This window comes from Virgibacillus chiguensis (genome assembly GCF_900129865.1).
Classification (GTDB): Bacteria; Bacillota; Bacilli; order Bacillales; family Amphibacillaceae; genus Virgibacillus; species Virgibacillus chiguensis.
This window is the reverse complement of record NZ_FQXD01000015.1, coordinates 1-12,290: the sequence shown is the minus strand read 5'-3', so window position 1 is coordinate 12,290 and position 12,290 is coordinate 1. Positions and strand designations below refer to the sequence as shown.

Annotated in this window: 10 protein-coding genes and 1 rRNA gene; all 11 read left to right on the top strand. The window is 38.1% G+C overall.

Features of this window, described 5'->3' with window-relative positions; translation table 11 throughout:
• Window positions 1–197: 197 nt before the first annotated feature.
• Window positions 198–2,261: an ATP-dependent zinc metalloprotease FtsH gene (ftsH, locus tag BUB45_RS14995; RefSeq protein WP_073011458.1), complete on the top strand. Its 2,064-nt coding sequence runs from the start codon at window positions 198–200 to the stop codon at window positions 2,259–2,261.
• Window positions 2,262–2,634: 373 nt separating this feature from the next.
• On the top strand, window positions 2,635–3,420 hold the full coding sequence (locus tag BUB45_RS14990) for a type III pantothenate kinase (protein WP_073011456.1): 786 nt from the start codon (window positions 2,635–2,637) through the stop codon (window positions 3,418–3,420).
• A gap of 205 nt (window positions 3,421–3,625) precedes the next feature.
• Complete coding sequence (gene hslO / locus BUB45_RS14985) at window positions 3,626–4,510, top strand: Hsp33 family molecular chaperone HslO (RefSeq protein ID WP_073011453.1); 885 nt, start codon at window positions 3,626–3,628, stop codon at window positions 4,508–4,510.
• A gap of 604 nt (window positions 4,511–5,114) precedes the next feature.
• On the top strand, window positions 5,115–6,014 hold the full coding sequence (locus tag BUB45_RS14980) for a peptidylprolyl isomerase (RefSeq protein ID WP_073011451.1): 900 nt from the start codon (window positions 5,115–5,117) through the stop codon (window positions 6,012–6,014).
• A gap of 114 nt (window positions 6,015–6,128) precedes the next feature.
• Window positions 6,129–7,058 carry a cysteine synthase A gene (gene cysK, locus BUB45_RS14975; RefSeq protein ID WP_073011447.1) on the top strand — a complete coding sequence of 310 codons (930 nt, stop codon included), beginning with the start codon at window positions 6,129–6,131 and terminating at the stop codon, window positions 7,056–7,058.
• Between the two features lie 527 nt (window positions 7,059–7,585).
• Window positions 7,586–8,407 (top strand): dihydropteroate synthase, encoded by an 822-nt coding sequence (gene folP / locus BUB45_RS14970; protein ID WP_139300182.1) that lies wholly within the window; start codon window positions 7,586–7,588, stop codon window positions 8,405–8,407.
• A 4-nt stretch (window positions 8,408–8,411) separates the two neighbouring features.
• A complete protein-coding gene (folB, locus tag BUB45_RS14965; protein WP_073011442.1) occupies window positions 8,412–8,777 on the top strand; it encodes a dihydroneopterin aldolase in 366 nt (121 codons plus the stop codon).
• A complete protein-coding gene (folK, locus tag BUB45_RS14960) occupies window positions 8,774–9,292 on the top strand; it encodes a 2-amino-4-hydroxy-6-hydroxymethyldihydropteridine diphosphokinase (protein ID WP_073011439.1) in 519 nt (172 codons plus the stop codon). The genes folB and folK overlap by 4 nt, the downstream gene beginning before the upstream one ends.
• Window positions 9,262–9,486, top strand: a complete 225-nt coding sequence (locus BUB45_RS14955; RefSeq protein WP_073011437.1) for a helix-turn-helix domain-containing protein — start codon at window positions 9,262–9,264, stop codon at window positions 9,484–9,486. Before folK ends, BUB45_RS14955 begins: the two co-directional genes overlap by 31 nt.
• Window positions 9,487–9,731: 245 nt before the next feature.
• Window positions 9,732–11,216, top strand: coding sequence for a lysine--tRNA ligase (gene lysS, locus BUB45_RS14950; RefSeq protein ID WP_073011435.1), 1,485 nt, complete (start codon window positions 9,732–9,734; stop codon window positions 11,214–11,216).
• A gap of 853 nt (window positions 11,217–12,069) precedes the next feature.
• Window positions 12,070–12,290: ribosomal RNA gene (locus tag BUB45_RS14945) — 16S ribosomal RNA — on the top strand; the annotation flags it as partial.

Sequence of the window (12,290 nt, the reverse complement as noted above, 5' to 3'; positions counted from 1 at the left end):
TCTTTTATAAGGGCTTGGTGACAAACCGTGTTCTTCTAAATATCTCTACAGTATAAGCAACCAGTACAACGTGACGGTAAAACTCCAATAAAATGAAGTTTCCGTTTATCCTATTTTTAAGGTAAATTAGTTGTATTCCAACTTTTTTGTATGGTACGATGTAATATAGTTTTTCCCCGCTTGGGAGGAGGTAAGCAATGAGCCGGATATTTCGGAATGCAGTTTTCTGGATAGTGATTGTCCTTGTGATTATTTCGGTTATTTCACTGTTCAGTGGGCAAAATGAAGAAGCAAAAGAATATAATGTTAAGCAATTTATGGATGCTTTAAATAATGGCGAAATTAAAGAAATGACCATGCAACCAGCTAACGGTATTATTCGTTACGAAGGTGTATTAGAAGACGAAGAAAAGCCGTTTGTTGCGCAAGTTCCAGATAATACAGATATTATTTCTTCCATTACGGAACAAGCAAATGAACAAAGTGACCTTTTTGTAGAAGAAGAAGAGCAACCGAGTATGTGGGTAACGCTTTTAACTACAATGATTCCGTTTTTAATCATTGGACTTCTCTTTTTCTTTATACTTAGTCAAGCCCAAGGTGGGGGCGGCGGCGGTCGCGTCATGAACTTTGGGAAGAGTAAGGCAAAAATGTATAGTGAAGATAAAAAGAAAGTTCGCTTTAAAGATGTAGCGGGTGCTGATGAAGAGAAACAAGAACTAGTAGAGGTAGTGGACTTTCTAAAAGATCCAAGAAAATTCTCTGCTGTTGGTGCTAGAATTCCGAAAGGTGTACTTTTAGTGGGACCCCCAGGAACTGGTAAAACATTATTAGCACGTGCCGTAGCAGGAGAAGCTGGTACACCATTCTTCTCTATAAGTGGTTCAGACTTTGTGGAGATGTTTGTTGGTGTTGGTGCTTCGCGTGTACGTGATTTGTTTGAAAACGCGAAAAAGAATGCTCCTTGTATCATTTTTATAGACGAAATCGACGCAGTTGGTAGACAGCGTGGAGCGGGCCTTGGCGGTGGTCATGATGAGCGTGAACAAACATTAAACCAATTGCTTGTAGAGATGGATGGTTTTGGTGCTAACGAAGGGATTATCATTATGGCAGCAACGAACCGTGCTGACATTTTAGACCCTGCTTTATTACGACCAGGCCGTTTTGACCGACAAATTATGGTAGACCGTCCAGATGTGAAGGGACGTAAAGAGGTTTTAGAAGTACATGCTAGAAACAAGCCGCTAGCCGAGGATGTTGATTTAAAAACAATTGCTATGCGTACGCCTGGTTTTTCAGGTGCTGATTTGGAGAACTTACTAAATGAAGCAGCATTAGTAGCAGCAAGACGAGACAGTAATAAAATTGAAATGCTTGATGTGGATGAAGCAATAGACCGCGTTATTGCGGGACCTGCTAAGAAAAGCAGAGTGATCTCTGAAAAAGAGCGAGACATTGTAGCGTATCATGAAAGTGGGCATACCGTTATCGGAATGGTTTTAGATGATGCGGATATTGTTCATAAGGTTACCATTGTACCACGTGGCCAAGCGGGCGGTTATGCCGTCATGTTACCTAAGGAAGACCGTTACTTTATGACGAAACCAGAGCTTTTTGACAAAATAACAGGTCTTTTAGGTGGTCGTGTAGCGGAAGAAGTTATCTTCGGAGAAGTAAGTACTGGAGCTCATAACGATTTTCAGCGAGCAACAGCTATTGCTCGTAAGATGATTACCGAGTACGGTATGAGTGATCGGATTGGGCCTTTACAGTTTACTTCTGGCGGTGGTCAAGTATTTTTAGGTCGCGATCTTAGCAATGATCAACAGTATAGTGATGCAATAGCGCACGAAATTGATCAAGAAATGCAAAACTTTATTAATTACTGTTATGATCGTGCGAAAGCAATTCTTACCGAGCATAAAGATAAGCTTGAATTAATTGCTAAAACTTTACTTGAAGTGGAAACACTAGATGCAAAACAAATAAAATCATTATTTGAAAAAGGCGTCCTTCCTGAACCGGAAGAAGATGATATGAAAGTGAATATCAAATCAAAAGATGAAGCGCCAGAGACGTATGAACAGGCAAAGAAAAAAGCGCTAAATAAACAACAAGAGAAAAAAGAAGATATCACAACGGATAATAAGCCACCTACTCATCCTAATGATGATACAACATCAAAAGAGCAAAAACCTTCATCTGTGGATGAAATAACAACGGACAATAAACCATCATCAGAAGATGATGAAAAGTAAACCAGAACAACTCCCTGCTATAACTTTGGTTAAAGTGGGGAGTTGTTTTATGCTATAAGGGAGTATGAGATTTGAAGGATTCAAGCTGGCATGTGTGATACTATCTAAACAAACATGCTAATTAATTAATAAACGCTAGCATTTTAAATGGACACTGGAGCATTTTTAAATATATTTAAGTTATAGAACCTCTACATATTCATAGCAAAACAAATGTGGTATATTAAAAATCAGTTAGAAAAAGTTGGTTTGTCAATAAGTCTTTTTGGCGAAGCTATCATTTTTCTTATACTACAAACGATAAAATTTTATACTTTCCTATAGGGAACTAAGGAACTAGGGAGAGTTTGAACAAAGAAAGGTTTGGAACCATATGTTACTTGTACTAGATGTTGGGAATACAAATACTGTATTAGGGGTTTTTGAAGGAGAGAATTTAAAGCACCAATGGAGAATTAAAACGGATCGACATAAAACAGAGGATGAATACGGCATGTTAATGCAATCCCTGTTTGCTTACAAAGGCATTTCTAATTCCGATATATCCGGAGTCATTATCTCTTCTGTCGTACCTCCAATTATGTACGCGTTAGAAAAGATGTGCAAGGACTATTTTCAAATAGAACCGATGATTATTGGGAAGGAACCTGTACATAATTACTTAAAAATGCAGTATCCTAATCCGAAAGAAATTGGTGCTGATCGAATTGTTAATGCAGTAGGCGCTATAGAAGAATATGGAGCACCACTTATCATTATTGATTTTGGTACAGCAACTACTTATTGCTATATAAATGAGCAAAAAGAATATTATGGCGGTGTCATTACTCCTGGCTTAAATGTGGCAATGGAAGCCTTGTACAATAGAGCATCCAAATTACCCAAAATTGAAATACAAGCACCGGCTCATGTTATTGGAACATCTACTGTTGAAGCTATGCAATCTGGCGTTGTTTATGGATATGTAGGACAAGTAGATGGAATTGTTCGCCGTATGGAAAGAGAAATGAATACGAGTACAACAGTTATTGCAACTGGCGGTTTAGCAGCTTTGATAGCTAATGAATCAGAAGTCATTCATCAGGTTGATCCATATTTAACCTTAAAAGGTTTGCGAATAATTTATGATAGGAATAAAGATTCTAATAATAATTTCTAAATCGTCTACGATAGCTGTCTATAAAGTCTTAACTGGATGAGATTGTTTATACATTTTCGATGGTTAATTTACTAATGTATCCTGAATATAGATTGCTGTAAGACTACCACTTGAAATATAGGGAAATGGAAATAACAGCATGGCAACTGGGGTATAAATGACCCCCTACTGATTTATTATTTACACAAGAAGGGAGAAAAGGCTTGTGAAAGACTTTATTATAAAAGCAACGGCTTATAATGGAATGGTGCGTGCTTATGCAGCGCTTTCTACAAATACAGTGGAAGAGGCGCGTCAACGGCATGATACATGGGCAACTGCCTCGGCTGCTCTAGGAAGAACACTTACAATTACTGGTATGATGGGTGCTATGTTAAAAGGAGAGGACTCTATTACTACAAAGGTGATGGGAACGGGTCCTTTAGGAGCAATCATTGCTGATGCAGATGCAAAAGGACATGTTCGTGGCTATGTAATGAATCCGCATGTGGATTTTGAACTAAATGAAAAAGGGAAACTAGATGTTGCTAGAGCAGTTGGGAAAGAAGGGAGCATTAGTGTTATAAAAGATTTAGGCTTAAAAGATTATTTTACAGGAGAAGTTCCAATTATTTCCGGGGAAATAAGCGAGGATTTCACCTATTATTTTGCAAATTCCGAGCAAATTCCTTCAGCCGTTGGTGCTGGTGTTTTAGTTAATCCTGATCATAGCATTTTAGCAGCTGGAGGATTTATTGTACAGCTTATGCCTGGGGCTAGTGATGAAGTTATTCAACAGCTAGAAGAGCAAATTCAATCTTTTCCACCGATTTCTTCCCTTATCCGCGAAGGAAATACACCAGAGCAAATTTTGCAACGTTTATTTAGAGGTCAGGAAATTAAAATACATGAATCATTACCGATGGAATTTCACTGTAGATGTTCTAAAGAACGTGTTGAGCGAGCTATTCAAGGTCTTGGGGAAGCGGAAATCCAAAGTATGATAGAAGAAGATCATGGAGCTGAAGCAAGCTGTCATTTTTGCAATAAGACGTATCAGTTTGCAGAAGAAGATTTGCGTCTTTTAAAGCAAAGCTTGAGTGAAAATTAAGTTTTTCTAATAAAATAAGGAAGTATAAAATGAGGTGCTTGGGGATAAGGAAACACCGAATAGACCGGCTTCATAGCCCACCAACTGAGCAACTTCACGAAATCACCCTACGATAAGCACCTTCGCTTACTTTGTCTGCTTCGTGACTAAAATGAATGTGGGAGGAATAATCCTCTCCCATAGTCATTGGGTAGATTCATCTTAGCTTACATATGAAGTACTTCTAAATCCAACTTTTTAGAATTAGGAATCTATGCTAGATATGTCTAAGTGGGAGATCATAGTACGTATGAGAAGAACCACAGTTAATGGAAGATGTACGTAACTATCACATTTTGGCAGTATTAGAGAAAGACACAACTTTTCAGCTGTGCATGGACGAATTCTTGCTAAAAACGATGCAAAAGCCAAAAACCCTCACTAGTCATGGTCCACGTTATTCCAATGATAAAGAGCTATAACTTTCCCTTCAACATGAAAATACATTATGTACAAATAGCCTCCGTTTATATTCTATAGGTTGTACGCTATCGTTTTTAAGCAATTGTTTGGTGAAGCAAGTCCTATTTAATTGAATATTCAGTTTATAATAGGGGGAAAATACATGTCAAAGAAGTTAATGTTAGGTTTAATTGTCCTATTGTTAGTAACAAATATTGCCACTTTGTTCGTGTGGAACCAAGAAGAAGTTGATATCGAAACAGGTAATGGCAAGAAGTATAAAAATAATGAAGCTGCAGCTACCGTTAATGGAGAAGAAATAAGTATTGAGGAGTGGCGAAAGGCTTTGCGTGATACATATGGTGAAGAACATTTAAAAGCGATGATTGATCGGGAAGTTGTAAGCCAATTAGCAAACGAAAAAAACATTTCCATAAGTGATAAAGTGATTGAAAGAGAGATATCTCTGTTGCTTGCTATGCAAGGTGTTTTAACCGAAACAGAATATGAAGATTTGGAAGCGAAGTGGGAGAAGGATATTCGACATCGCTATCAGCTGGAGAGGTTATTAACCGAAAATGTTTCGGTATCGGATGAAACCTTGAAAGAGCATTATGAAACATATGGCGAGCAATATAATTTTATAGCTTCGATGCAACTGTCCCATATCATTGCAAAAGATATGGAAACTGCTGAAAAGATATACAATGAATTAGAACAGGGGGCGTCTTTTAATTTACTAGCCCAAGAGTATTCTGTCGATGAAGAAACGCGCGGGGTTGGAGGGTATTTAGGGTATTTATCTACAGAAAGTAAATACTTTCCAGATAGTTATGAGGCGATTGTCAATGATTTGAAGGAGTTCTCTTATAGTGAACCTTTTAAGGTAGGAGAAGAGGTTGCCCTCATCTACCTTCATCGAAAACTGCCCTCCATAACCTTTACGTATGAAGAAATGAAACCGTATATAACGAGTGAAATAGCTTTACAAGAGAAGAACCAGGCCTTAGAAGCTGATCCGCTGTGGGAAAGTCAGGATATTGAATGGATTTATTCTGAATAGAGATAGTCTAAGTCCAAATATCTATAAATTTAATTTGATTCGTTGACATTTTTTAAAGAACAGCGTAAATTAGTATTAAACTTATCGATTAACTAGGGATTAGGAGGCTGAAAAATGAAAGTTGCTCAAAGTGTAGCAGAATTAATTGGTGAGACTCCGATTGTGAAATTAAAAGGTATTGTAGATGAAGATAGTGCAGATATTTATGTGAAGTTGGAATTTATGAATCCAGGTAGCTCCGTAAAGGATCGAATTGCTTTAGCCATGGTGGAAGCTGCGGAACGAGAGGGCAAGTTAAAGCCAGGAGATACGATTATAGAACCAACGAGTGGTAACACGGGTATAGGTTTAGCGATGGTTGCGGCTGCAAAAGATTATAAAGCAATCTTAGTTATGCCTGATACGATGAGTTTAGAACGTCGTAATCTTTTACGAGCTTATGGAGCAGAGCTTGTGCTAACTCCAGGAGCAGAAGGAATGAAGGGCGCTATTCATAAAGCAGAAGAATTACAAAAAGCACATGGCTATTTTATGCCACAACAATTCAATAATCTTGCAAATCCAGATATTCATGAAAAAACAACGGGGAAAGAGATTATTGCCCAAATGAGTGATGGATTAGATGCTTTTATTGCTGGTATTGGCACGGGGGGAACTATTACTGGAGCAGGAAAAGTTTTAAAGGACCATTTCAATCATCTGCAAGTATTTGCTGTTGAACCAGCGTCTTCAGCAGTACTGTCTGGAGAAAAGCCTGGCCCCCATAAGATACAAGGAATAGGTGCTGGGTTTGTGCCAAGTATTTTAAATACGGAAATATATGATGATATTTACCAAATTGAAAATGATGAAGCATATGAAGTTGCCCGCGAAGTTGCCACGAATAACGGTATTCTTGGAGGCGTTTCTGCAGGTGCAGCTATAGCCGCAGCAAAAAAAGTAGCCAAAAAGCTAGGAAAAGGAAAAAAAGTATTGGCTATTTTTCCAGATAATGGGGAGAGGTATTTATCAACACCTCTTTATCAATTTGGAGATGAAAATTAAGTAGTAGCGATCTCTGCCTAAGAAAAAACCGGTACCAATGCTAGGTACTGGTTTTTTCGTTTGCAATGAAGGGTCAGAATAGAATGTAATACCATGGCGATAAGGCGAGGTTTTTTAAAAGATAAGAGAATATAAAATTTGATGCTATGGCGTAACCAACCGAATGACACCGTCCGGCTCCAGCGACCAGCAACTAGGCGACTTCACTCCATTGCCCTAAGCTAAGTCATCATTGGTTCGTCCTAAATAGGAAGGCCGACTAAAGACGGGCTTGCCGGAGGGCACCGGCATACCCCTATTGCAGGAGCATGATCCCTAAAACTTTCGTTGATTCGTTCCAGTCGCTACGTTTGCTAAACAGGTGCCCCGAGCCTTTGTTCTTGTAAATAACTAACATGTGTTTACATAAGAATATGTTCAAACATAACGAAAATACGAACATCTTGCTTACGTAATATAAACAGGTCGCTTGCCAAAACGTTGTATGATACGATAAGAGAAAAGGTAGAAAGAAGGACTGAAGAATGATGCGATTAATAACGAAAAAACAATCGTATGATTTAACGGATCGCACACTCATTATGGGTATATTAAACGTCACACCGGATTCCTTTTCAGATGGCGGAAATTATAATACGGTTAAAAGTGCTATTGAACAAGCCGTAAAGCTGGAGAAAGATGGTGCGCATATACTTGATATTGGCGGCGAATCTACACGACCTAATCATGAGCCGGTATCTCAGGAAGAAGAAATTGCACGTGTGGTTCCTATTATTTGTGAAGTAAAGAAGCATGTCAGCATACCAATTTCGATTGATACATATAAAGCGAAAACTGCCAAGGCGGCATTAGATGCAGGTGCTGATATGATTAACGATGTGTGGGGTGCTAAACGAGACCCAGACATTGCAAAAGTAGCTAAAATGTACAACGTGCCGATTATTTTAATGCATAATCGAACAAACATGAATTATCAAGATTTAATACCTGATATGCTCACAGATTTGAAAGAAAGCATAAATATTGCGCTAGATGCAGGCGTTCTACATGAACAAATTATTATCGATCCTGGTATTGGTTTTGCGAAGACGGCAGAACATAATTTACTTGTCATGAATCAATTAGAGTGTTTCTCCGAGCTAGGATATCCACTACTTTTAGGAACCTCTAGAAAACGATTCATAGGGCATATCTTAGATGAACCTCCACAAAATCGTGATATTGGTACAGGAGCAACAACTTGCATGGGAATTATGAAAGGTGCTCAAATCATTCGGGTACATGATGTAAAAACAAATGGACAGCTTGCTAAAATGATGGATGCAATGCTTCATGTAAAAAGAGGGTGAGGATTTGGACAAAATACTTTTACAACAACTGCAATTTTATGGTTTTCATGGATTGTTGCCAGAAGAAAATAAATTAGGGCAACGTTTTCAAGTGGACGCTACGCTCTATCTAGATTTAAGCAAGCCAGGAAACAGTGACGATATGAATGATTCCATTCACTACGGGCAAGCCTATGAATATATTAAGGAAATTGTGGAAGGGGAAGCGAAACAACTAATCGAAGCGGTGGCTGAAAGTATTGCAGAAAAGTTATTAACGTCGTTTGATATGCTTGAAGCATGTAACATAAAGCTTATTAAGCCTGACCCACCGATTCCAGGTCAATACCATTCCGTAGCGGTAGAGATATATAGGGAGAAGGTAAAATGAATCACGTATATATAGCATTAGGAACCAATATCGAACCAAGAGAAAGATTTTTAAAAGAAGGCTTACGCCTATTACAGGAACATGCACAAATTCATGTTACAAAAACATCATCTATCTATCAGACAGCACCTGTAGGCTATACGGAACAAAGTGATTTTTTAAATATGGTCATAGAAGTGGAGACCAGTTGCTTACCATTGGAACTATTAGCATACTGTCAACAAATAGAAAACGAATTAGGCAGGAAACGAATCATTCGCTTTGGTCCTCGTACAATAGACCTTGACATTTTATTATATAATCAAGAAAATATAGAAATGGAGCGTTTAACAATTCCACATCCTCGCATGCATGAACGTGCATTTGTGCTTGTGCCTTTAAACGAAATTGCACCACACGCTGTTTTGCCATTACCTAATGGAGATAAAGAAGTAAGCATGGTTGTAAAGGAACTGCCAGGAAATGACTTAAAGGATGTAGTAAAATGGACCAAAAAAGATTCGGTAGACGAATAAAAGCTTTTCGTAAATTAAAAGGGTATACCCAGGTGGAATTTGCCAAAAAGCTTTGTGTTCCACTGTCTGTTATTGGTAGTATAGAGCGAGGCGTTAAGCCGATTTCTGATGATCTTTTAGACATAGTGGTGCATACACTTGATATTCCTAAAGAAGAACTTATGCTTTATGATCAGGATAATACAGGTAGATAAAGCTAGGAAGGAAGAAATTGAGGGGTCAATGATCTCTCCGACAGGGTGATGCTATGTTTTCTGATCGAGTTGTACTTGCATCTATATCATTTTAGACGTTTGTTTAGGAAAGTGAGTTAAATAGATAATTTGTTGCCAATCAAGACATTTGCTTTGTGATTTTAACAGAAATAATGCAACACATGAAGTTTATATAAATATCGTTTATACTTTTACCTATAGAAAAGGACTGGAGTGAATTTAGGGTGTCTGAAGAAATAAATGAGCATATGCGAGTACGTAAAGAAAAAATGGAACAATTCAAAGAACAGGGAATAAACCCTTTCGGAGAGCGATTCCCCCGTTCTCATGTTGCAAGTGAATTAAAGGATTTATATGATCGCTATTCTAAGGAAGAATTGGAAAGTAAGGAAGAGCAAGTGACGATCGCAGGAAGAATGATGACGAAGCGAGGGAAAGGAAAAGCAGGCTTTGCTCATATTCAAGATATTAGTGGACAAATACAGCTTTATGTTCGTAAAGATTCTGTCGGAGAAGCTGCATATGAGGTTTTTAAAACGAGTGATATTGGTGACATTGTCGGTGTAACTGGGTTTATGTTTAAAACGAAGGTAGGAGAGTTGTCTGTTAAAGTGACGGATTTCCAACTACTTACTAAATCTTTACGGCCTTTACCAGAGAAATATCATGGTTTGAAAGATATTGAGCAGCGATACCGTCAACGTTATCTGGATTTAATTACGAACATGGATAGTAAAGAGACATTTGTATTGCGCAGTAAGATTATTCAAGCAATGCGCCGTTACTTAGATGGCCAAGGGTTTTTAGAGGTGGAAACGCCTATGTTACATGGCATACCAGGGGGCGCTACAGCAAGACCTTTTATTACCCATCATAATGCGTTAGATGTAGAACTCTATATGCGTATTGCTATAGAATTGCATTTAAAAAGATTAATTGTTGGTGGCTTGGAAAAGGTTTACGAAATTGGTCGTGTGTTTCGTAATGAAGGAATTTCCACAAGACATAATCCAGAATTTACGATGATAGAATTGTATGAGGCTTATGCTGATTATCATGACATTATGGATTTAACAGAGCGACTTGTTGCGCATATCTCTAAGGAAGTTTTAGGTACGACAACAGTAACTTATGGAGAACATGAAGTGAACTTGGCTCCAAAATGGACGAGAAAACATATGGTCGATGCGATTAAAGAAAAAACGGGCATTGATTTCTGGCCACAGATGAGCGATGATGAAGCCCGAGCTTTAGCGAAGAAGTATGGCGTAGAAATTACTGAAACCATGACGTATGGTCACATTGTAAATGAGTTTTTTGAACAAACAGTGGAAGAAGATTTAATTCAGCCAACGTTTATCTACGGTCATCCTGTAGAAGTTTCACCTTTAGCTAAGAAAAACAAACAAGATGAACGATTTACGGATCGATTTGAATTGTTTATTGTTGGACGAGAACATGCGAATGCATTTAGTGAGTTAAATGACCCAATTGATCAGCGTGAACGATTTGAAGCGCAAGTGAAAGAAAGGGCAGCTGGAAATGATGAAGCTCATTATATGGATACAGATTTCTTAGAAGCACTAGAATATGGGCTTCCGCCAACTGGTGGACTAGGTATAGGTGTGGATCGTCTCGTCATGCTGTTAACAAATTCAGCTTCAATCCGGGATGTATTATTATTTCCACAGATGAAAAATAAAGAATAGAAGTATGTGCTGTAAAAAACACAAGGAGATCAGAATTATTATCACTCTCCTTGTGTTTTTTGTTTGCGGGATTCTGTAAACGTGCATGCATCTTATTAAGTTATCTGCTATTTAAGGTAGATCTGTTATCAAACGCCGGATTGCTTAGTAGTTGAAGGATATGATTTAAACGTTACTTATAAAAAAGAGATATAGTGCCGTTTCTGATACATATGACTGGCTGGCTCGCCTTTTTCTGAGAATCTGAAGTGGGAGTCTTGCCGCTACCCGCTAAACCTACTCTCTTAGTTGAAAAAAGTATATAATTACAGAATTCTAATTCACCTTGTTCGTATTAAAGTTCTTTAAGGGTATTGCTTTTTAGAAACAGCGGCTCTGTGCTTTATGTGAAGGAGTTTATACCTCTCAATTCTGCTTAGAATAAAATAAAAGAATAGTGTAAACAATAGAAATAAACTTTCCGAAATACTTTTTTAAAAAAAAGCTTGATTTTCGTTTTTAAACATGGTAAATTAATTAACGTTGCTTAAACAAATCAACAAACTAGATATAAAGAACAGCAACAAAAGATAAAAAAACATATTGACTTTGTTTTAAATAAGTGTTATATTAATAAAGTCGCCAATTTGAAACGCCGACAATTAAACAAAAAAGTTGTTGACAAGTGCGAATCAATATGGTATAATAAAGTGGTTGACTCACAAAATCAACCAAGTCATATTTGCTCTTTGAAAACTGAACAAAACAACCAGTATGTCAAGGAAAAAACAAACCCTGTTTTTTCTTAAGAAATAAACTGAGAGAAATCTCAGCAGCTAAGAATGATGAAGAACGGTGTTCATCATCACAAACTTTTATGGAGAGTTTGATCTTGGCTCAGGACGAACGCTGGCGGCGTGCCTAATACATGCAAGTCGAGCGCGGGAAGCAAGCAGATCTCCTTCGGGGGTGACGCTTGTGGAACGAGCGGCGGACGGGTGAGTAACACGTGGGCAACCTACCTGTAAGACTGGGATAACTCCGGGAAACCGGGGCTAATACCGGATGAAACAAAGCGTCGCATGACGCAATGTT

Coding starts and splice junctions, on each gene's coding strand:
- ftsH (WP_073011458.1), top strand. CDS start 198: ATGAGCCGGATATTTCGGAATGCAGTTTTCTGGATAGTGATTGTCCTT.
- BUB45_RS14955 (WP_073011437.1), top strand. CDS start 9,262: ATGGACCAAAAAAGATTCGGTAGACGAATAAAAGCTTTTCGTAAATTA.
- folK (WP_073011439.1), top strand. CDS start 8,774: ATGAATCACGTATATATAGCATTAGGAACCAATATCGAACCAAGAGAA.
- cysK (WP_073011447.1), top strand. CDS start 6,129: ATGAAAGTTGCTCAAAGTGTAGCAGAATTAATTGGTGAGACTCCGATT.
- folP (WP_139300182.1), top strand. CDS start 7,586: ATGCGATTAATAACGAAAAAACAATCGTATGATTTAACGGATCGCACA.
- BUB45_RS14980 (WP_073011451.1), top strand. CDS start 5,115: ATGTCAAAGAAGTTAATGTTAGGTTTAATTGTCCTATTGTTAGTAACA.
- BUB45_RS14990 (WP_073011456.1), top strand. CDS start 2,635: ATGTTACTTGTACTAGATGTTGGGAATACAAATACTGTATTAGGGGTT.